Here is a 19,528-nt window from a genome sequence, read left to right as displayed (position 1 = left end):
GGATCCTCGCTTGACGCGCGTCGAGAACACCCGCTATCGTCACAGATCGCGTCTGAAGTCGAGAAAGGAGGTCCCCGACATGATTCGTATGAACGCCACCGGCCGCATCGCATCCGCGATGCGTTCCTTCTGGTTCCGTGAGCCCGCGGGGGCCGTCTCCTTCGACGCCTTCCGCGGCGCCTGCTGACGCGCTCCGACGAGAGCTCTGCCCTTTTACCGGGCACGACCGCGTTGTCCGTCAGCATCCCCGGCACACGCATCTTCGTCGCGTCTGCCGCCGCCGTAGCCCGGCACCTTCCCGCCTCCCGAGCGCGTCCGCGCTCTCCCACAGGAAAGCACCGCACGATGCACACCTTCATCGCGTCGGCCCTGCACGCCAGCGACCCCGAACGCCGCCGCATCCGTCTCGCCGAGCGCGAGCGCGAGCAGCGCGAGCTCGAATGGCAGCGCCGCCGACAGATCCTTCCCTACCTCTGATCCGCCTCTGCCGGGGCGTCCGTCTGCGGCGCCCCGGCCCCCACCTCAAGGACATCTCGTGACCACCACGGTTCCCGGACTCCAGTTCCGTACCCTCACCATTCCCGCCTCCATGGATGCCGGCGATGCCGCCGACTTCCGCGAGTTCACCCGCGTCCGCAACCTCGTCTACCGCGAGATCGCCGGCACCGATGACGACGCGATGACACCCGAAGAGCTGCTCCCCCACTACCAGGCCGACCCGGACGAGATCCGTCGTGCCTGGGTGGTGATCGTCGACGGCGCGTTCGTCGGCCGTGTGGGCGTCGATCTGCCGCTCGAAGACGGGTCGCGCAACGCCTTCTGGCTCGTCGAACTGCTCGCCGCGCACCACGGACGCGGCATCGGATCGGCCGGATACCGTCTGATCGAGCAGACCGCACGCGAACATGGGCGCACGATCCTGCAGTCATGGGCGCAGCATCCGGATGCCGACGGAGATCGATTGGTAGCCCCGACCGGCTGTGGATCGATTCCTCGCGACCACGCGGCACGGTTCTACCTGCGCCACGGCTATACCCTCGAGCAGGTCGAGCGTCAGAGCGAGTTGATCCTCGCGGGTGCGGACGCGACCGTCCGTCACCTCCTTGCCGAGGCGGAGACGGCATCCGCCGGCTACCGCGTCGTCCAGTGGCAGGGCGCGACCCCGGCGACACACGTCGACGCGTACGCCTGGATGAAGTCCCGGATGTCGACCGATGCGCCCAGCGCCGATCTCGACTTCGATGAGGAGACCTGGGATGCCGAGCGGGTCGCCCGTCACGACGCGAAGTACGTCGAGTCGGGCCGCACCAAGCTGGTCACCGCTGCGCAGCACGTCGACAGCGGTGAGCTGGTGGCCTTCAATGAGCTCGTCATCGGGACCGATCCGGCCGGGCCCAGCCACCAGGAGGACACCCTGGTGCTTCGCGAGCACCGCGGCCACCGGCTCGGCCAGCTCGTCAAATGTGCGGGTCTGCAGACTTGGCGCCGCGACATCGCCCCGCAGTCGCCGAAGGTCATCACCTACAACGCGGAGGAGAATCGGCCGATGCTGGACATCAACGAGAGGATCGGCTTCGTGCCCGTCGCCTACAACGGCGCCTGGAAGAAGGTGCTGACGTGAGCGATGTCACCATCCGGCCCATCCGGGTCCCCCCGTCGATGGACGCGCCGGAGATCGCCGACCTCGAGGCGCTGCGGGAGCTGCGCAACGCGCACGGGCGTCAGGTACACGGCTCGAGCGCGTACGACATGACGCTGCCACAGGTTCTCGCCGCGTGGCAAGATCAGGCGGATCGCGCGGTGATCGGACGCCTCGCGGAGCGCAACGGCCTCATCGTCGGTACGGTGGGCGTCGACTACCTGCCTGATGCCCAGTCGCGGAACGCTGGTGTGATGGTGAGGGTGCGCGAAGAACACCGTCGTCGGGGCATCGGTACCCGTCTGCTCCGCGAGGCCGAGGGCATCGCGGCCGACTTGGGGCGATCGGTGTTGCAAGCGTGGACCGAACACCGCCATCCCGGTGGTGCGTCCGTGGGTGCCTCGACGGGATTCGGTGCCGTTGACACGTGTCGAGACCGACAACGCCGAGGAGAATCGGCCGATGAGCGAGATGAACGAGGCCATCGGCTTCACTCCGGTCTCTTCTGCAGGCGAGTGGCAGAAGCGCCTCAGCTGAAACGCTGGCAGCGTGGACAGTAGTGGCTGGACCGGTTCATGAATGATGCCCGGGCGATCGGACGACCGCACCGCGGACAGGGCAGCCCGTCTCTGCCGTAGGCGTTCAGCGAGTGGGCGAAGTAGCCCGCTTGACCGTTGACATTCACATACTGGGCGTCGAAACTGGTGCCGCCCTCGGCGAGGGCCTTCAGCAAGACGGCCCGCACTTCGGCGAACAGGCGGCGCAGAGCGCGCACGCTGAGTGCAGCGGCCGGCGACTCGGGGTGGATCCGCGCGGCCCACAGCGCCTCATCCGCGTAGATGTTCCCCACGCCGCTGAGCACGCTCTGATCGAGAAGGACGCGCTTGATGGCTGAACGCTTCGTCCGCACGCGTGCCACGACCGCGGCTTCATCGAACGCGTCATCGAGGGGGTCGCGTCCGATGTGGGTGACCTGCGAGGGAACGAGCGCCTCGGTGCTGCCCCAGCCGCCGGCCCATCCGTCCGCCGTGGGGACGAGGTCGTCGATCGCGAGCGAGCCGAAGGTCCGCTGGTCGGCGAACACCACGACGAGCTCGCCGTGCTCAGGATGAGCGATATCGATGCGTACGCGTTCGTGACGTTCCGCAGGTGCTCGCGGGGTACGCAGCAGCATCTGTCCGCTCATCCCGAGGTGAGCGATGATCGCGCGGCGGTCCACAGCGGATGCCGGATCCAGCGGCATCCACAGGAACTTCCCACGCCGCGCCACACCCCCGACCCGTCGACCCGTCAACGCCCGCTCGAACGAGGTCGCGTCGCCGTCGTGACGCGACAGCGCCCGTGGGTCGCGTGCATCGACGCCGATGATCAGCGCCCCAGCGACGGCCGGTGCCAGTCCGGCGCGCACGACCTCGACCTCGGGCAGCTCAGGCACGATCGCTGAGCGTGCGCCACAGCGTCAGAGCCGCAGCCATCTCCGCCTGCTTCTTGCTGGAGCCCACTCCGGTCGCCGTCGCGTCGCCGACGCTGACCGTCGCGGTGAACACGCGATTGTGATCTGGGCCTTCGGCCGAGATCACGTAGGCGGGCGGCGCGAGAGTGAGCCGTGCCGCGAGCTCCTGCAGGCTGGTCTTCGGGTCCATCGCGGCGCCGTAGCGGTCGGGGTCGGCCATCAACGGCTCCACGAGCCGCAGCACCAGTGCCGTGGCCGCGTCCGGTCCTGCCGAGAGGAACGTGGCGCCGATGACGGCTTCCATCGTGTCGGCGAGGATCGACTCCTTGTCGCGTCCGCCGGTCTGATCCTCACCGCGTCCGAGGCGCAGGTGCTCCCCCAGATCGATGCCGCGGGCGACTTCGGCCAGGGCGACCGTCGACACGACGCTCGCCCGACGCTTCGCCAGGGCGCCCTCTTCGAGCTCCGGGTGCGTGAGGAACAGATGCACCGTCACGGCCTGTCCGAGGATCGAATCGCCGAGGAACTCGAGTCTCTCGTTGTGCGGGATTCCGCCGTTCTCGTAGGCGAAGGAACGGTGCGTGAGCGCAACCGACAGAAGCTCGGGGTCGATGTCGACCCCGAGCTTGTCGGAGAGCACACGGTGCTCGATCACGGCATCCGCCATCAGATGGCCGCCGCGATCAGATGTCTGCGACCTTGCGGCCCTTGTACTCGAGGAACAGCTCGGTACCCTGCGAGTCGGTCACGACCTTCGCCTGGTGGGGACGGCTGTAGACGACCTTGCCGTTCTCGACGGTCTTGACGAGCGTGGGCGCCTCGGCCTTCCACTGTGCGCGACGCGAACGAGTGTTGGAGCGGGAGACCTTCCGCTTCGGGGGGTTACCTGCCATGGCTAGCTCTTCTCTGTATCGGTGGCGACGCGGCTCGAGGGCTCGTCGTCAGGGTCTGGGGTGAGGGCCTTCAGCGCGGCCCAGCGCTCGTCGATCGGAATCTCCGGCACGGTTCCTGCGGCCAGCCTCTCACCCGTGATGGGGTCGAGCCCCGGGCAGTCCGGCTGGCACACCGGCTGGAACGGAAGCGAGAGGACGATCGCATCCCTGACCGGAGTTTCAAGATCCACGTGGTCGTCTTGAACCTCGAAGTCGATCGCTTCCGTCCCAGGATACCCGAAGAGCTCTTGAAACTCGACTTCGACAGGCCGGGCGATGTCGGTGAGGCATCGGCCGCAGACCCCGGAGTACTCGGTGTCGATCTCGGCGGTCACCAGAATGCCCTCGTGGACCGACTCGAGACGAACGGCGAGCTCGATGGGCTCACCCTCGGCAACGGAGACGAGTCCCTCGCCCCATTTCGTCGGCGCGGGGACCTCGATGTCGAACTCGCGCATCTCCCCCGCACGATGCGAGATATCGCGCACCGGGAACACGAACGGACCGCTCACATGCTTTCTGACCACCACGCAATGCTAGCCGCCCCGCGGGCATCGACGGCGGTCAGCCCGCCCGTCCCCCTGTATCGAGGAAGCGGGCGACCGGCCCCGGCACGAACGGCGAGACATCGCCGCCCAAAGCGGCCACTTGTCGCACGAGAGAACTCGACACCAGTGCGTGCGCAGGGTCGGGCAGCAGGAACACCGTCTCGATCTCGGCCAGGTGCCGGTTGACGATCGCCATCGGCGTCTCGTAGGCGACGTCGATCTGCGACCGGATGCCCTTGACGAGCACGCCGGCGTCGACGTCCTGGGCATAGTCGACCAGAAGCCCGACGCTCCAGGAGGCGACGACGACATTGCCTTCCACGCCTTCCTCCCCGATCGACTGCTCGAGCAGACTCAGCCGCTGTGCGATCGGCAGCATGGCCTCTTTGCCCGGGTTGTGTACGACGAGCACGTGCAGCTCGTCGTACAGGGCCGCGGCGCGGCGGATGACGTCGAGATGTCCGAGGGTCGGCGGATCGAACGAACCGGGGACCACCGCGATGCGGTTGTTCATGCCGCCAGCCTACCGGCGTCACTTTCTAGCCCCATCAGCTCTTGGACAGGGCCGCCCGTTCCTGTTGCCCGATGCGCCGCTCGATCGCTGCGACGAGGCCGGGGTGGTCTTCGAGCATCGGGTCGCGGGAGAGCACGTCTGCCGCCGCCGCACGGGCTCGCGCGATCAGATCGGCATCCTGGACGACGCGAAGAAGCCGCAGAGAGGTGCGCGCCCCCGACTGGGCATCTCCGAGCACGTCGCCCTCTCCGCGCAGTTCGAGGTCGATCTCGGCGAGCATGAAGCCGTCCGTCGTGGACGCGACCGCCTCCACGCGAGACCGGGCCGGCGTCCCTTCCGGCGCCTCCGTGACGAGAAGACACAAGCCGGCGACCGCACCGCGACCCACCCGCCCGCGAAGCTGGTGAAGCTGCGAGACGCCGAATCGATCGGCCTCCATGATGATCATCGTGGAGGCGTTGGGAACGTCGACGCCGACCTCCACCACCGTGGTCGCCACGAGGACGTCGATCTGGCCGGCCGCGAACGCCTGCATGACGGCATCCTTCTGCTCCCCCGGCATCTTCCCGTGAAGGATCTCGACGCGCAGGCCGTCGAAGAGGGAGATGCCGTCGAGCATCTGTGCGACCTGGACGACACCCCATCGTGTGCGCGGCTGTTCGCCCTCGGGCGCGCCCACATCAACGGGAACGTCCTCCGCGGCATCCTTCGCCGTGGTACCGACGGCTTCGGCGTCGATGGCGGCACAGACGACGAAGACCTGGTGTCCGGCGGCCACCTCCTCGGCGGCGCGCTCCCACACGCGTCCGAACCAGCCGGGCTTCTCCGCGAGCGGTGCGACATGCGTCGCGATGCCCGCTCTCCCGCTCGGAAGGGTGCGAATGGTGGAAACATCCAGGTCTCCGAAGACGGTCATCGCGACCGTGCGCGGAATGGGCGTCGCCGTGAGCACCAGGACGTGCGGCGCGGTTCCCTTCGCGCGCAACGTCTCGCGCTGCTCGACTCCGAAGCGGTGCTGCTCATCGACGACGACGAGACCGAGGTCGGCGAACGTCGTCGACGCGCTCAGCAGGGCGTGTGTGCCCACCACGATCCGCGCCTGTCCCGATGCGACCCGCAGTGCCGCCTTCCGCCGCTCGGCGGCAGGTAGCTGCCCGGTCAGCAGCGTGGGCATCAGCTCCGGCGCGAGCTGTGGTCCCAGCATCCGGGCGATCGAACGGACGTGCTGCGCCGCGAGGACCTCGGTGGGGGCGATCAGCGCCGACTGACCACCGGATTGCGCGACCTGCAGCATGGCGCGCAGCGCCACCAGCGTCTTGCCCGAACCGACCTCGCCCTGAACCAGACGGTTCATCGGCCAGGGGCCCTCCAGATCAGCGGCGATCTGCGTGCCGACCGCGTCCTGGTCGGCGGTGCGCGTGAACGGCAGGCGGGCATCGAAGACGTGGAGCAGCTCGCCCGCCGGGCGCGCGGTCGCCGCCATGGCCCGCACCGTCTCGCGCTGCTGGAGGAGCGCGGTCTGCAGGATGAACGCCTCGTGCATGCGCAGCGTGCGCCGCGCGTCGTCGATCTGCTCGAAGCTCTCGGGCGCGTGGATCCGCCGCAGAGCCGTGGTCGCGTCGAGCAGACCCTCATCGGCGCGTAGGGAGTCGGGCAGCGGGTCGGAGACCGGCGCTAACGCAGCCAGCACCGTGGCGACGGCCTTCTGCACCTGCCATGTCGCCACCGTGCTGGTCGCCGGGTAGATGGGGATCGGGGTGTGCTGCTGCGCCTGGGCGTTCAACCTCGCCGCGTCGGCATCGTCGAAGAGCGTGTAGTCGGGATGAGCCAGCTGCTGGTGCCCCTGGAACTGGCCGACCTTCCCCGAGAACATCCCCTGACGGCCCACCTGGAGATCGTTGGCGCGCCACGCCTGGTTGAAGAACGTGAGCGTCAGTGCTCCCGCGCCGTCGCTGATCACGACCTCGAGAAGAGAACCGCGCCGTTGACGCATCTGTCGCGACGACACCGAGCGCACTTCGGCGACGATCGTGACCTGCTCGCCCAGCGGCAGCGAGTCGATCGGCGTGAGCTCGCCGCGTCGGGCGTATCGCCGAGGGTAGTGCGTCAGGAGATCGGCCACCGTGCTCATGCCGAATGCCCGATCGAACAGCTTCGCGGTCGCAGCTCCCAGCGCATCGACAAGACCGGTGTCGAGCGTGATCGCGGGCATGCTCCGAGTCTATTGAGGCCCACCGACGCCGTAGCCGTCCCCGGGCGATCGGACATGCACGGATCGTCCAGGAGACACCCGTAGAGGCGGCTCGTGATCCGCCGCACCGTTGCCCGCGTGTTCTGGTCGTGCAGCCGGTGGCGGCTGGCGACGACCCCCGTTCCAGAGCGTCCCACCGTACTCATCGGCGCGCCGCACACGTCCAACTGGGACTTCGTGTTCATGCTCGCCATCTCGTGGCGTCTGGGGATGCGCATCCACTGGCTCGGCAAGGACACGCTCTTCCGCGGCTGGCGACGACCCGTCATGAACGCTCTCGGCGGCATCCCCGTCGACCGTGCCGACGCCGGCCGCGTGGTCGAGGACATCGTCGCCCGCATTCGCGCCGGGGAGGTCTTCGGCCTCGTGGTCACTCCCGACGGCACCCGCGGGGGCAACGCGTTCTGGAAGAACGGCTTCTACCGCATCGCCCGCGAGACCGGCATGCCGCTGACGCTCGGCTACGTCGACCGTACGACGATGACGACCGGGCTCGGGCCGACCCTCGCTCTCACGGGGGACGTGCCCCGCGACATGGACGCGATCCGTGCCTTCTACGCCGACAAGGCGGGCTTTCGACCAGAGCGCCGCACCGAGCCCCGGCTCCGCGACGAGACGGGCGCGGCGGGTCCGTCAGACCACGGTTAGGGTGAACACGTGACGCGCATCATCTCCGGAGCCGCCGGTTCGCTCACGCTCGGTGTCCCGGATGCCGGGACGCGCCCGACCAGCGACCGCGTGCGTGAATCGCTCTTCGGCGCTCTCGACGCGGCCGACATCGTCGACGGAGCCGCCGTGCTGGATCTTTTCGCCGGTTCGGGCGCCCTCGGGCTCGAGGCAGCCAGCCGGGGCGCGGCATCCGTCGATCTCGTCGAGAAGGCGCCGCGCGCCGCGGCCGTCGCCGACCGCAACGCTCGCACCGTCGCGAAGGTGCTCCCGGGCACGCCGATCCGAGTGCACCGCAGCTCCGTCGAGGCGTACCTGCGGGCCGCCGCCCGCACGTTTGATCTCGTCTTCATCGATCCGCCGTACGACCTCGCCGACACCGAACTCGCTCGCGTGCTGGAAATGCTCGCGCCGCGACTGGCGCCCGACGCGCTCGTGGTCGTCGAGCGCGCGACCCGCTCCGGCGCCCCCACGCTGCCCGACGCGCTGCAGTACGAGCGCGACAAGAGCTACGGCGACACAACGCTGTGGTGGGTACGCCCGCAGTCCTGAGACGACGGCGATCGCCCGCGCCGTCGCCGCGGTGCGCGGCGCCTCGGCCGCATCAGCCGCGGGCCGCGTCCCAGTCCCGGTGCGGATCCCACCCGCCGACGCCGGCTGACGACGCACCTCCGACGGTGACGTGTGGCGTCGCGTCGGCGATCACAGTGCCGACACGCCGGAAACCCTCCGGCAGGGCGGCTCCGGATGGGAACGTGGCGAGCAGCTCGTGATCCTCCCCGCCTCGAAGCGCCATGTCGTCCAGCTCCGGGCTCAGATCGATCCGCACGCCGGACGCTTCCGCCATACGCGTCGCATCCAGCAGAAGTCCGTCGGACACGTCCATCATCGCGGTCGCGCCCGACCGCGCGGCCAGAGGGCCGAGCGCGAGCGGCGGGCGCGGACGCAGCTGGGCAGCGAGATCGGCGCGCTCACGGTCGGTGAGGACCGACGGATCGACGGCGAGGGGGCGGCCCTCGGCATCGCGGAAGCGATCGAACAGCAGGGCCAGACCGCGCCCGGCCGCCCCCAGGTGCCCCGTCACGGCGACGACGTCACCGGGCCGCGCCCCGCACCGCCGCACTGGCTCGACGCCATCCAGCGCTCCGAGCACCGTGACCGCGATCGTCAGCGTGTCGGATGCCGCGAGATCCCCACCCTCCACCGCGCATCCCGGCGCGAGTGCGTCGCACGCCGCCCGCAGTCCGCGCGCGAGAGCCTCGACGAACGCGACCGGCGTGTCATCGGGAAGCGTGAGAGCCACCACCAGCGCGGTCGGGCGAGCGCCCATCGCGGCGATGTCGGAGAGGTTGACCGCGGCGGCCTTCCAGCCCAGGTCCTCCCCGCTCGACCACGCGAGCCGGAAATCGGGGCCGTGCACGAGCGTGTCGGTCGAGACCACGACGCGGCCGTCCGGAGCCGCCAGAACCGCGGCATCATCGCCGGGCCCGACGAGCGCGCGCGACGAGCCGTCGAGGACGGTGAAGATGCGCGACAAGAGCTGCCGCTCCCCCAGGTCGCGGACGGTCGGGGCGATCGGTGTGCTCACCGCTCCACGGTAGCCTGGAGTGATGTCCCGCTCGCGCCTGATCGTCGCCCCTCTGAGCGTGGCAGTGGCGCTCGGCATCGCCCTCGGTACCGCCGGCTGCAGCTCCACCGTCTCGATGACACCGGCGAAGGGAGCCAACGACCCGGCATGTGCGGCGGTGACCTCTCGTCTGCCGGCCACCGTCGACGGCCAGCCGCGCCGATGGACCGACGCCCAGGCCACGGGTGCGTGGGGCAGCCCCGCCAGCGTCCTGCTGACGTGCGGGCTCGACGCGCCTGGACCGTCGACGCTCGTCTGCCAGACCGTCGACGGCGTCGACTGGCTGATGGATGATTCCGAGGCGCCGAAGTACCGGTTCACCACGTTCGGTCGTACCCCCGCGGTGCAGGTGTACCTCGACTACGACGTCGTCAGCGGACGCGACGTGCTCAGCGCGCTGTCCTCCGCTGTACAGCAGCTGCCCACGGATGGCCGCAGCTGCATCGCCCGCCCGTCCTCCTGAGACGACCCGTGCCGGTCGTCAGCGCACGCGCGCGAGATCGATCAGCTCGCTGATGAGGTCCCGGTAGCTCATTCCCGTGGCGATCCAGCACTTCGGGAACATCGAGATGGGCGTGAAGCCCGGCATCGTGTTCACCTCGTTGACGAAGAACTCGTTTCCGGTGAAGAAGAAGTCCACCCGTGCCAGTCCCTCGCCGCCCAGAGCCTCGAACGCGCGGGCCGCGACGCGCTGCATCTCGGCGAGTTCGCCGCTGTGCAGCTGCGCGGGGCAGACGAGGTCGATACCGGCGGCATCGAGGTACTTGGCTTCGAAGTCGTAGAAGTCCCGCCCTGTGATCACGATCTCCCCGGCGACGCTGACGCGCGGCGCGGCGCCGTCCCGACCGGCGAGGACGCCGCACTCGACCTCGCGGCCCACGATCGCTTGCTCGACCAGCACCGTTCCGTCTTCGGCGAACGCGGTCGCCAGTGCGGCATCCAATTCGGACCAGTCGGACACCTTCGACACGCCCACACTCGACCCGGCCCGCGCCGGCTTGACGAACGCCGGCAGGCCGAGCGCGCGGATCCGCCGCAGCCACAGGTCGCTCTCACGGGCCAGGGCTGCCTCGGTGACAGTGACCCACGGCACGACCGGGACGCCGGCAGCCTTCAGCACGCTCTTGGTGGTGTGCTTGTCCATGCCGATCGCCGACATCAACAGTCCGGCACCGACGTAGGGCAGATCGAGCAGCTCGAGGAAGCCCTGGATCGTGCCGTCCTCGCCGAAGCGGCCGTGCAGGATCGGGAAGACGACGTCGATGTCGCCGAGCGAGCGGATGCCGTCGGCATCCTGAACGCGCAGCTCGCGGGAGCGGACGGAGTCGGGCCACAGGATGCGCGTGCCGTTGTCGACGACTTCCGGCAGACGTTCCGGGTTGAGCGCGAACTTGTCGGGGTCGTCGTCTTCGAGCACGAAGGCGCCGTCGCGCGTGATCCCTACCGGAATGACGTCGAAGCGATCACGGTCGATCGCCCGAAGCACGCCGCCCGCCGTCGCGGAGCTGATCGCGTGCTCGCTGGAACGCCCTCCGAAGAGCACCGCCACTACCGCTTTGTCCATGCTGGGTCCTCTCACCCGTGGGCTTGTCGTCGTCGGTGGTCAGATGCGGCGCGATGTCGCGAGGATTCATCGTGCCGTCCAGAACCATCTTGACCTGTTCCACGATGGGCATCTGGACGCCGGAGGCGCGGGCCAGCTGCAGCACCGGTGCCACCGACGCGAGTCCCTCGGCGGTCTGGTTCATCTGCTTCACCACGTCCTGGAAGCTGTAGCCCTGGCCGAGGAGTCGCCCGGCGGTGTTGTTGCGGCTCAGCGGAGACTGACACGTCGCGATGAGGTCGCCGAGACCGGCCAGCCCCTGCAGCGTCTCCGGCTGCGCGCCCTGGGCCACGGCGAAGTCGGTCATCTCCACGAGACCGCGCGTGATGATGGAGGCCTTCGTGTTCTCGCCGTAACCGACGCCGTCGACGATGCCGATCGCGACGGCGATGAGGTTCTTCAGCACACCACCGAACTCGGTGCCGATCACATCCGTGTTCACGAAAGTCCGGAAGTAGTCGTTGCGAGCGCGCCGGGCGACCGCCTCGGCCGTGTCACGGCTGGTGGAGGAGATGACGGCTGCCGTGGGCTGCTCCCGGGCGATCTCGAGCGCAAGGTTCGGGCCGGACGCGACGGCGATGCGGGCCGGGTCGCAGTGCAGCTCCTCGGCGATGACCTCGCTCATCCGCCGCCCGCTGCGCTTCTCGACGCCCTTCATCAGCGACACGATCGGCGCGTCACTGTCGCGCACGAGAGGACGCACCGCCTTCAGGTTCTGTCGCAGCGCCTGGCTCGAGATCGCGAGATAGATCTGCGAGGCACCCTCGAGCGCCTCCGAGAGGTGCGTCGTCGCCGACATCGTGCGCGGCAGGTTGATCCCGGGCAGATACTCGCTGTTGCGGTGCCCTTCCTGAATCTCCTGCGCGAGCTCGGCGCGGCGAGCCCACATCACCACGTGGGCGCCGCCGTCGGCGAGCACCTTGCCGAACGTGGTTCCCCAGCTGCCCGAGCCGATCACCGCGACCCGCGGCAACACCGACTCGCCCCTACGCGTCAAGGCGACCCGTTTCGTTCTGCCCGTGGGCGGAGGGGTTCCACCGTTCGGTCGGCGGCTGTTCGTCGCGCAACGTGCCCAACAGGGCCGAGATGTCGGCCATCACGGCATCGGTGGCGGCGATGAGGTTAGCCGATCCCGTCGCACCCGGTCCGGTGAACGCCGACAGGTCTGTCGCCGGTCCGAGGGCGAGGCGAACGCGGCGGCGCGGCGGCCAGAGGCGGAGCTTGCCGTAGCGCGGGAGGATCTGCTGCACACCCCAGGTCGCCGCCGGAATCACGGGGATCGGCTCGCCGGCTGCGAGGGCGAGACGCACCGCACCGGTCTTGCCGCGCATCGGCCACATGTCGGGATCGCGCGTGAGCGAGCCCTCCGGGTAGACGATGACGCCGCGACCATGGGTCACGAGGTCTTGTGACTGCTGAAGGGTCTGCTTCGCGGCGGCCGACGACGACGCGCGTGCCACCGGGACCATACCGGTTGCGCGCAAGGCGGCTCCGAGCACGGGCACGCGGAAGAGGCTCTCCTTCGCCATGAACCGCGGCGCGCGCCCCATTCGCCACGTGCCGACGGCGATGATCAGCGGGTCGAACTCGCTGTAGTGGTTCGGAGCGAGCACGTAGGGGCCCTCCGCCGGGAGGTGCTCCGCGCCGGTGATCTCGATCTTCGCGAACCATCCGACGGCAGGCACGATGATCGCCGCGAGTGGCCAGAAGACGGAAGGACGCGTCTTCTCAGCGGAAGCCCGGCGGCGTGCCGGGCCGACGGCGCCCGTCATCCGACGACGTCGAAGTCGGCGCCGAGGATCGTGAGCTTCTCGAGGAACTTCTCGTATCCGCGACGAATGATGTCGACGCCCGCGACGCGCGAGCGCCCCTGCGCAGCCAGAGCCGCGATCACATAGCTGTAGCCTCCGCGGAGGTCCGGGACGACCACGTCGGCGCCGTGCAGCGGCGTCGGACCGGTGATCACCGCGGCCTGCTCCAGTGCGCGGCGCGCCACGCGCCGCTCGGGGCTGGCGATGCCCTCGGGGTGCACGACGATGTCGGCACCCATCTTGTTCAGAGCCTGCGTGAAGCCGAGCCGGTTCTCATAGACGGTCTCGTGCACCGTCGAGACGCCCTCGGCCTGCGTCAGAGCCACGATGAGCGGCTGCTGCCAGTCGGTCATGAATCCCGGGTGGACGTCGGTCTCGACGACGACGGGCTTCAGGGCTCCCCCGCGGCGGAAGCGGATGCCGTCCTCGTGGATGTCGAAGTCGCCGCCCACCTTGCGGAAGACGTTGAGGAAGGTGAGCATCTCCTGCTGCTTGGCTCCACCGACGAAGATGTCGCCGTCGGTGGCCAGCGCCGCGCACGCCCACGAGGCGGCTTCGTTGCGGTCGAAGATGCTCCGGTGGTCGTAGCCGCGAAGGGTGTCGACGCCTTCGATGAAGATGACGCGGTTGGGCTCGTAGGAGATGATCGCGCCCATCTTCTGCAGCACGGCGATCAGATCCATGATCTCGGGCTCGATCGCGGCGTTTCGCAGCTCGGTCGTGCCCTTCGCGCGCACCGCGGTCAGCAGCACCTGTTCCGTCGCGCCCACGCTGGGGTACGGCAGGGCGATGTTCGCGCCTTTGAGTCCGTTCGGCGCGGACAACCGGATGCCGCTGGGCAGCTTGTCGACGGTGGCCCCGAAGGCGCGCAGAGCGTCGAGGTGGAAGTCGATCGGACGGTCGCCGATGCGGCATCCGCCGAGATCCGGAATGAACGCCTGCCCGAGCAGATGCAGCAGCGGGCCGCAGAAGAGGATCGGGATACGGGACGCGCCGGCATGCGCGTCGATCTCTTCCATGTGCGCGGAGACCGCACCGCGCGGGTCGAGACGCAGGACCCCTTCACCCTCATCGGTGACGGTGACCCCGTGCACCTCCAGCAGGGAGCGCACGACCTTCACATCGCTGATGTCGGGGACATCGCGCAGCACGCTCTCGGTCTCTCCGAGCAGCGCCGCCACCATCGCCTTGGTCGCGAGGTTCTTCGCGCCCTTCACCTCGACGCGCCCCTTCAGCGGCCGTCCTCCGCGGATCTCGAGGACCGAAACCTCGCCTCCGGCGGGTGTCGACGCCGAAGCGCTCAGAAGGGTGTTCATGGATCGGACCTCACAGTGTGTGTCGAGGACGGGGAAGCGAAAGACAGATGATCGGCGCCGGTGAAGGCGCGATCCGTCCTAGCGAACGGGGAGCGTCCGCGGGCGCCACGCCTCGCGGCGCGCCTCGAACTGCGCGATCTTGTCCTCATTGCGCAGAGTCAGCCCGATGTCGTCCAGACCTTCGAGGAGCCTCCACCTAGTGTAATCGTCGATCTCGAACGAGACCCGGAGCTCGCCGATCACCGCCGTGCGCTCGAGAAGGTCGACCGTCATCTCGATCCCCGGCTGCGCCTCGATCTGGGCCCAGATGGCCTCCACGTCGGCCTCGGAGATCACGCCGGTGACCAGGCCTTGCTTGCCCGCATTGCCCCGGAAGATGTCGGCGAACTTCGGGCTCAGCACGACCTGGAAGCCGTAGTCGCGCAGGGCCCAGACGGCGTGTTCGCGGCTCGAGCCGGTACCGAAGTCCGGCCCCGCCACGAGGATCGAGGCGCGCGCGAACGCCGGCTGGTTGAGGACGAAATCAGGGTCCTGACGCCAGTTGGCGAACAGTGCGTCTTCGAAGCCCGTCTTGGTGACGCGCTTGAGATAGACGGCGGGGATGATCTGGTCGGTGTCGACCGCGGACCGCGTCAGCGCGGCGGCGATACCGGTGTGCGTCGTGAACTTCTCCATGTCAGGCCTCGACCTTCTCGACGGCGGGCAGATCGGACGGGCTGGCGAGCCGCCCCAGCACCGCCGTCGCGGCGGCCACCAGCGGCGAGACGAGGTGAGTGCGGCCGCCCTTGCCCTGACGTCCTTCGAAGTTGCGGTTGCTCGTGGATGCGCACCGCTCCCCGGGGGCCAACTGGTCGGGGTTCATCCCGAGACACATCGAACAACCCGCGAAACGCCACTCCGCACCGAACGCGGTGAAGACCTTGTCGAGCCCCTCCGCCTCCGCTTCCAGACGTACCCGCGCCGAGCCGGGGACGACCATGACGCGGACGCCGTCGGCCTTGTGGCGGCCCTCGATGACCGAGGCGAAGGCGCGCAGATCTTCGATGCGGCTGTTCGTGCAGGAACCCATGAAGACGGCATCCACCGTCACGTCCTTCAGCGGTGTCCCGGCGGCAAGGTCCATGTACGCGAGGGCGCGCTCGGCGGCCGCGCGCTCATTGGCGTCCGCGAAGGATGCCGGGTCGGGCACGACGTCACTCAGTGAGACGCCCTGGCCGGGGTTGGTGCCCCACGTGACGAAGGGCTCGAGCTCGTTCGCGTCGAGGAAGACCTCGGCGTCGTAGACCGCGCCCTCGTCGCTCGGGAGAGTCCGCCAGTAGGCGACGGCGTCGTCCCAGTCCTGACCCTGCGGAGCGTGCGGCTTGTCCTTGACGTAGGCGAACGTGGTCTCGTCCGGGGCGATCATGCCGGCGCGGGCCCCGGCCTCGATCGACATGTTGCACATCGTCATCCGGCCCTCCATCGACAGCGACCGGATGGCGCTGCCGCGGAACTCGAGCACATAGCCTTGGCCACCGTTCGCGCCGATCTTGGCGATGATGGCGAGGATGATGTCCTTCGCGGTCACTCCCGGCTTCAGCTCTCCCTCGACCGTGATGGCCATCGTCTTGAAGGGCTTCAGCGGCAGCGTCTGCGTCGCCAGAACGTGCTCCACCTCGCTCGTACCGATACCGAACGCCATCGCTCCGAAGGCGCCGTGCGTCGAGGTGTGGCTGTCGCCGCAGACGACCGTGATTCCCGGCATCGTCAGACCCAGCTGAGGGCCGACGACGTGGACGATGCCCTGCTCCTTGTCACCCAGCGAGTGCAGCCGCACGCCGAACTCGTCGGCGTTGCGTCGCAGCGTCTCGATCTGCGTACGACTGGTGAGATCGGCGATCGGCTTGTCGATCTCGAGCGTGGGCGTGTTGTGGTCCTCGGTCGCGATCGTCAGATCGAGCCGCCGCACCGGACGACCCTCGGCGCGCAGACCATCAAATGCCTGGGGGCTGGTCACCTCGTGGACGAGGTGCAGGTCGATGTAGATGAGGTCGGGCTGCCCGTCTTCGCCCTTCACCACGAGGTGGTCGTCCCAGACCTTCTCGGCGAGGGTCCGCGGGCGGTCGGGAATCGTTGTGCTCATGCTGTCTCGTTCTCCAGATAAGGGGATCAAGCCCGCGACGGACTCCGCGACGAGAGAGGGCTCAGAACGAGGTCTCGTCGCGGCGGCTAAGGAGAAGGCGAGCGATCCGCACCGGCTCAGACTACCACCGCGGCGATCGGCGCCGGATCGTCACCGCTCGTCGAGCGTGACGTCGCGCCCTTCCCTCCGCGCCGCGATGAGGCTCGCCCCCGTCGCGACGACCATCGAGACGACGATGACGCCGAGCGACATCCACGTCGAGATGTCGGGCGCCCACGCAATGTTCTCGCCGCCGTTGATGAACGGCAGCTCATTCTCGCGCATCGCGTGCGCGATGAGCTTGACACCGATGAACGCGAGGATGAAGGCGATGCCGTAGTGCAGGTACTTCAGACGGTCGAGAAGGTCGCCGAGCAGGAAGTAGAGCTGGCGCAGGCCCATCAGCGCGAAGATGTTCGCCGTGAAGACGATGAAGGGGCTCTGCGTGATGCCGAAGATCGCGGGGATCGAGTCGAGCGCGAACAGCAGGTCGGTCATGCCGATCGCGACGAACACGATGATCATCGGGGTGAACATGCGCTTGCCGTCGACGAGCGTGCGCACCTTCGGACCGTCGTAGTCCTCGCTGATGTCGATCGTACGACGCAGCAGCCGCACGACGACGGACTCCTTCTTGATCTCCTCGTCGTGGTCGCCGCCCGGGAACGCCTGCCTCCACGCGGTGTAGATGAGGAAGGCGCCGAAGATGTAGAACACCCAGCTGAACTGCTCGATGATGGCGGCCCCGGCCAGGATGAACAGTCCGCGGAGGACCAGCGCGATGATGATGCCCACCATCAGCACCTTCTGCTGGTAGCGCCGCGGCACGGAGAACTGGCTCATGATGAGCACGAAGACGAAGAGGTTGTCGATCGACAGGCTGTACTCGGTGAGCCAGCCGGCGACGAACTGGCCGGCGTACTCCCCGCCGGCGAACAGCCACATCAGTCCCGCGAAGATCAGCGCGAGAGTGACGTAGAAGACGACCCAGAGGCTCGACTCCTTGGGCGTCGGAATGTGCGGCCGCTGTGCGATGAGGGCGAGAGCGAGAATTATCGCCATCTGATGCATCACTGTGCGCAATTAGTGCGCGTGATCTGGGCTTTCTGAGTCTCGCTTGAGGGAGCGCGCGAAACTCGATTGCCCGCGGACGTCTTCACCGTTCAGTTGGCTCCGCTCGCGCCGAGCCGCTCCGCGCCATCTTGCCATGCTGCGAGTTCTCGATGTGGGTCGAAGGTCGCGTGCGTGGGTCCGTCTTCTCGATTCGAGGCGCCCAGTCGGATGATCACTGTTGCATCAATGATGCAACTGCTGCAACATGAGGTTGTGCGTTCTGGTTCCGATGGTGGCGGTGGGGCACCGCTGCGACTGGCCGGGAACGTCGTCGTTCTCGATGAGGAGAAGTTCGTCTTCGATTCGATGCTGGATGGCTGGTCGGATCAGCAGGCCAGCCGTGGGTTGAAGACGATCACCGTCGAGCGACGGCTGCGGTTCATCCAAAGATTCACCGAGTTCTGCGAGGCATATCCGTGGAGGTGGCAGCCACACGATCTCGAGGACTACACAAGCCGGATGCGATCGGGCGCCACACCATTGAGCAGTTCGACCCTGCGGAACTATCAGCTGTGCGTCCGGCTCTTCTGCGACTTCCTCACCAACCCGCGCTACGGATGGCAGACCGAGTGCGTGACACGCTTCGGGACCGCTCCCCAGCAGATCTGCCACGACTGGAACACATTCACGCACTTGCTGGACTACGAAGGTTCCCCAGGACGACGTGCGCTGACCTTCGACGAGTTGGAGGGGTTCTTCGATGCGGCGGATGCTCGGGTGGAGTCCATCGTCCGTGCGGGCAAGAAGGGTGCCCTGAGTGCGCTACGCGACGCGCAGATGTTCAAGACGATCTACGCGTTCGGGTTGCGTCGCTCGGAGTGCGTATGGCTGGACGTTGCCGACATGCGTTCGAACCCCGCGGTCTCCCAGTTCGGCCGCTACGGCGCCCTGTATGTGCGGCACGGAAAGGGCACACGCGGCACCGGGCCGAAGCGGCGCACAGTGCTGACCCTGCCGGAGTTCGAGTGGGTCGTCGACGGTCTCGCCCAATGGGTCGACTTGGGCCGACCGCGAATGATCGGCGACTGGAAGACCAACGTCCTCTGGCCGACGGAACGTCGGACGAGGGTGAGCCCCCGCTACCTGAACGACCGCTTTGCCGAGCTGCGTGACGAGGTAGGCCTCCCCGTGGAGCTGACCCCGCACGCCCTCCGACACACATACGTGACGAACCTCATCGAGTGGGGCTACAGCGAGAAGTTCGTCCAAGACCAGGTGGGGCATGCATACGCCTCAACCACGGCCATCTACACATCTGTCGGCGACGACTTCAAGAACCGGGTCCTCGTCGACGCACTGAGAAGAACCACGGAGGATCGCGATGACCGCTGACAGCACCGGCCCGATCGACTGGCATCTGCGCGCTCTCATGGCCGACGCCCACATGTTCCAGACCACGGAATTGATCGCGCCGCTCCGGGAGCAGGGCGTTGAGCTGTCCCGCGAGCAGGTATATCGGCTCGTCACCCGTGCGCCGGAACGGCTCAACGTCGAGGTCCTGGCCGCGCTGTGCCGCATCTTCGGGTGCCAGCCGAACGACCTCATCACGGTGACTGCGCAGCCGGCGGCGAGTAGGAAGACGGGCACGGACCATGGGCAGCATGATTCGACGATCGGAGAACTCCGACCGATTCGCGCGCGGCTCCGCCGTCCGGACGCGTCCGGACGATGACAGCGGCCGGTCCTCCGCGAAGATGTGATCGCTGTGGACGCTCCGCGGCAGGGCTCTACTCCCTGCTCGGCGGACGGATCTGCAACGTCTGCTACAGCGCCCTCCGCCGCAACCCTGCGGAGTGCCCGTCTTGCGGCGGCGTCCGGGTGCTTGCTTTCGTCGCCGATGATGGCAGGGTCATCTGCGCGACCTGCGCGGGACAGCCTGCGAGGTTCGCGTGCC

General features: G+C 68.2%; 22 protein-coding genes. 8 read left to right on the top strand and 14 right to left on the bottom strand.

Annotated elements, in window-relative coordinates:
* The first annotated feature begins 345 nt into the window (after positions 1–345).
* The 3 genes from ABS64_RS04925 to ABS64_RS04915 are packed head-to-tail and all read left to right on the top strand — an operon-like array spanning position 346 to position 2,199.
* On the top strand, positions 346–477 hold the full coding sequence (locus tag ABS64_RS04925) for a hypothetical protein (RefSeq protein WP_005050221.1): 132 nt from the start codon (positions 346–348) through the stop codon (positions 475–477).
* A gap of 58 nt (positions 478–535) precedes the next feature.
* Entirely contained in the window at positions 536–1,621 is a 1,086-nt protein-coding gene (locus ABS64_RS04920) for a GNAT family N-acetyltransferase (RefSeq protein ID WP_292681447.1), read from the top strand.
* The gene (locus ABS64_RS04915; RefSeq protein WP_292681445.1) at positions 1,618–2,199 is read left to right on the top strand and encodes a GNAT family N-acetyltransferase; all 582 of its coding nucleotides are present in this window, start codon (positions 1,618–1,620) and stop codon (positions 2,197–2,199) included. Before ABS64_RS04920 ends, ABS64_RS04915 begins: the two co-directional genes overlap by 4 nt.
* Here the strand turns inward: ABS64_RS04915 and mutM are convergent.
* From mutM to ABS64_RS04885, 6 genes are read right to left on the bottom strand one after another with little or no spacing between them, the layout of a single operon-like run.
* The gene (mutM, locus tag ABS64_RS04910; protein ID WP_292681442.1) at positions 2,169–3,074 is read right to left on the bottom strand and encodes a bifunctional DNA-formamidopyrimidine glycosylase/DNA-(apurinic or apyrimidinic site) lyase; all 906 of its coding nucleotides are present in this window, start codon (positions 3,072–3,074) and stop codon (positions 2,169–2,171) included. The two genes, ABS64_RS04915 and mutM, sit on opposite strands and share 31 nt — an antisense overlap.
* Positions 3,067–3,759, bottom strand: a complete 693-nt coding sequence (gene rnc / locus ABS64_RS04905; RefSeq protein ID WP_292681439.1) for a ribonuclease III — start codon at positions 3,757–3,759, stop codon at positions 3,067–3,069. Before rnc ends, mutM begins: the two co-directional genes overlap by 8 nt.
* A gap of 16 nt (positions 3,760–3,775) precedes the next feature.
* On the bottom strand, positions 3,776–3,985 hold the full coding sequence (gene rpmF / locus ABS64_RS04900) for a 50S ribosomal protein L32 (protein ID WP_005050211.1): 210 nt from the start codon (positions 3,983–3,985) through the stop codon (positions 3,776–3,778).
* 2 nt (positions 3,986–3,987) lie between these two features.
* The gene (locus tag ABS64_RS04895) at positions 3,988–4,536 is read right to left on the bottom strand and encodes a YceD family protein (RefSeq protein WP_292681506.1); all 549 of its coding nucleotides are present in this window, start codon (positions 4,534–4,536) and stop codon (positions 3,988–3,990) included.
* Positions 4,537–4,588: 52 nt separating this feature from the next.
* Entirely contained in the window at positions 4,589–5,086 is a 498-nt protein-coding gene (gene coaD / locus ABS64_RS04890; protein ID WP_036285302.1) for a pantetheine-phosphate adenylyltransferase, read from the bottom strand.
* Between the two features lie 34 nt (positions 5,087–5,120).
* Positions 5,121–7,298, bottom strand: coding sequence for an ATP-dependent DNA helicase RecG (locus ABS64_RS04885; protein ID WP_292681430.1), 2,178 nt, complete (start codon positions 7,296–7,298; stop codon positions 5,121–5,123).
* A gap of 93 nt (positions 7,299–7,391) precedes the next feature.
* Between ABS64_RS04885 and ABS64_RS04880 the strand changes: the two genes are divergently transcribed.
* Together ABS64_RS04880 and rsmD are read left to right on the top strand one after the other, a co-directional pair.
* Complete coding sequence (locus ABS64_RS04880) at positions 7,392–7,985, top strand: 1-acyl-sn-glycerol-3-phosphate acyltransferase (RefSeq protein WP_292681427.1); 594 nt, start codon at positions 7,392–7,394, stop codon at positions 7,983–7,985.
* Positions 7,986–7,994: 9 nt separating this feature from the next.
* Entirely contained in the window at positions 7,995–8,555 is a 561-nt protein-coding gene (rsmD, locus tag ABS64_RS04875) for a 16S rRNA (guanine(966)-N(2))-methyltransferase RsmD (RefSeq protein WP_292681424.1), read from the top strand.
* A 52-nt stretch (positions 8,556–8,607) separates the two neighbouring features.
* Here rsmD and thiL read toward each other — a convergent pair whose 3' ends face one another.
* Positions 8,608–9,591 (bottom strand): thiamine-phosphate kinase, encoded by a 984-nt coding sequence (gene thiL / locus ABS64_RS04870; RefSeq protein ID WP_036285296.1) that lies wholly within the window; start codon positions 9,589–9,591, stop codon positions 8,608–8,610.
* 22 nt (positions 9,592–9,613) lie between these two features.
* On the opposite strand from thiL, the gene ABS64_RS04865 reads away from it, so the two are divergent.
* The gene (locus ABS64_RS04865) at positions 9,614–10,093 is read left to right on the top strand and encodes a DUF3515 family protein (RefSeq protein ID WP_061683688.1); all 480 of its coding nucleotides are present in this window, start codon (positions 9,614–9,616) and stop codon (positions 10,091–10,093) included.
* Positions 10,094–10,111: 18 nt separating this feature from the next.
* On the opposite strand, the gene ABS64_RS04860 is transcribed toward ABS64_RS04865, so the two are convergent.
* From ABS64_RS04860 to ABS64_RS04830, 7 genes are all read right to left on the bottom strand, one after another.
* Positions 10,112–11,194, bottom strand: coding sequence for a D-alanine--D-alanine ligase family protein (locus ABS64_RS04860; RefSeq protein ID WP_292681420.1), 1,083 nt, complete (start codon positions 11,192–11,194; stop codon positions 10,112–10,114).
* On the bottom strand, positions 11,094–12,230 hold the full coding sequence (locus ABS64_RS04855) for an NAD(P)H-dependent glycerol-3-phosphate dehydrogenase (protein ID WP_036283479.1): 1,137 nt from the start codon (positions 12,228–12,230) through the stop codon (positions 11,094–11,096). The genes ABS64_RS04860 and ABS64_RS04855 overlap by 101 nt, the downstream gene beginning before the upstream one ends.
* Positions 12,220–13,005: a lysophospholipid acyltransferase family protein gene (locus ABS64_RS04850; RefSeq protein ID WP_016465026.1), complete on the bottom strand. Its 786-nt coding sequence runs from the start codon at positions 13,003–13,005 to the stop codon at positions 12,220–12,222. The genes ABS64_RS04855 and ABS64_RS04850 overlap by 11 nt, the downstream gene beginning before the upstream one ends.
* Entirely contained in the window at positions 13,002–14,360 is a 1,359-nt protein-coding gene (murA, locus tag ABS64_RS04845; RefSeq protein ID WP_005050187.1) for a UDP-N-acetylglucosamine 1-carboxyvinyltransferase, read from the bottom strand. The genes ABS64_RS04850 and murA overlap by 4 nt, the downstream gene beginning before the upstream one ends.
* Positions 14,361–14,438: 78 nt before the next feature.
* Positions 14,439–15,035 carry a 3-isopropylmalate dehydratase small subunit gene (gene leuD, locus ABS64_RS04840; RefSeq protein WP_005050185.1) on the bottom strand — a complete coding sequence of 199 codons (597 nt, stop codon included), beginning with the start codon at positions 15,033–15,035 and terminating at the stop codon, positions 14,439–14,441.
* Position 15,036: 1 nt separating this feature from the next.
* Positions 15,037–16,482 (bottom strand): 3-isopropylmalate dehydratase large subunit, encoded by a 1,446-nt coding sequence (leuC, locus tag ABS64_RS04835; RefSeq protein ID WP_036285283.1) that lies wholly within the window; start codon positions 16,480–16,482, stop codon positions 15,037–15,039.
* A gap of 150 nt (positions 16,483–16,632) precedes the next feature.
* The gene (locus tag ABS64_RS04830; RefSeq protein WP_292681411.1) at positions 16,633–17,583 is read right to left on the bottom strand and encodes a TerC family protein; all 951 of its coding nucleotides are present in this window, start codon (positions 17,581–17,583) and stop codon (positions 16,633–16,635) included.
* A gap of 264 nt (positions 17,584–17,847) precedes the next feature.
* Here ABS64_RS04830 and ABS64_RS04825 point away from each other — a divergent pair, with 264 nt between their 5' ends.
* Positions 17,848–18,966, top strand: a complete 1,119-nt coding sequence (locus tag ABS64_RS04825; protein WP_292681408.1) for a tyrosine-type recombinase/integrase — start codon at positions 17,848–17,850, stop codon at positions 18,964–18,966.
* Entirely contained in the window at positions 18,956–19,306 is a 351-nt protein-coding gene (locus ABS64_RS04820) for a helix-turn-helix transcriptional regulator (protein ID WP_292681405.1), read from the top strand. The genes ABS64_RS04825 and ABS64_RS04820 overlap by 11 nt, the downstream gene beginning before the upstream one ends.
* Positions 19,307–19,528 lie beyond the last annotated feature (222 nt).

It is taken from the genome of Microbacterium sp. SCN 69-37 (assembly GCF_001724435.1).
Classification (GTDB): domain Bacteria; phylum Actinomycetota; class Actinomycetes; order Actinomycetales; family Microbacteriaceae; genus Microbacterium; species Microbacterium laevaniformans.
The sequence above is the reverse complement of the archived record's forward strand: the minus strand, read 5'-3'. Positions and strand labels throughout refer to the sequence as shown.